The organism is Streptomyces sp. AC627_RSS907, assembly GCF_019049165.1.
Genome location: NZ_JAGMUE010000333.1, coordinates 1 through 574, shown reverse-complemented (window position 1 = coordinate 574; position 574 = coordinate 1). Strand labels below are relative to the sequence as shown.

General features: G+C 67.9%; 2 protein-coding genes. One reads left to right on the top strand and one right to left on the bottom strand.

Annotation, left to right across the window (positions count from 1 at the left end; genetic code table 11):
* A partial coding sequence (locus KUM32_RS35580; RefSeq protein WP_217146056.1) for an acyl-CoA dehydrogenase family protein occupies nucleotides 1-228 on the bottom strand: 228 nt, incomplete at its 3' end.
* Nucleotides 229-484: 256 nt separating this feature from the next.
* On the opposite strand from KUM32_RS35580, the gene KUM32_RS44820 reads away from it, so the two are divergent.
* Nucleotides 485-574 (top strand): hypothetical protein (locus tag KUM32_RS44820; protein ID WP_217146055.1); only part of this gene is annotated, 90 nt, incomplete at its 3' end.

The following is a 574-nucleotide window of genomic DNA, read 5'->3' as shown; positions in this document are numbered from 1 at the left end:
GATCAGCGAGGAGGAGGCGCAGACGCGGGCCACCTCCTCGATGACGATCACCGTGGCGAGGGCGTCGGCCCCGGCGCCGCCGTAGGACTCGGCGACGTGCACGGCGTGCAGGTCGTTGGAGACCAGCGCGTCCAGGGCCTCCTGCGGGAAGCGGCCCTCTTCGTCCACCTCGGCCGCGAACGGCGCGATCTTGGCTTCGGCGAGGGCGCGCACCGACTCGCGGAGCATGTCGTGCTCCTCGGCCGGGCGGTAGAGGTCGAATCCGACAGTGTTCTTCTCCGCGGAGGCCACGGTGTCCTCACTCCCTGAGTAGGCGTACCCGAGCGTTAATAACCGTTAAGTAACCCAATCCTAGGGGTGGCGGCCGAGACGCGGGTACGTGAGTTAGACGACAGCGGCTCAGTTTCCCGAATGAGGCCCGGACTATGCTCGGGCCACGCAGTCCGGCCCGCCCTCACCACGATTCGTACCCACGGAGCACAGCATGGCCCCCAAGATCACTGTGATCGGCACCGGGTATCTCGGCGCCACCCACGCCGCGGCCATGGCCGAACTCGGGTTCGAGGTGCTGGGC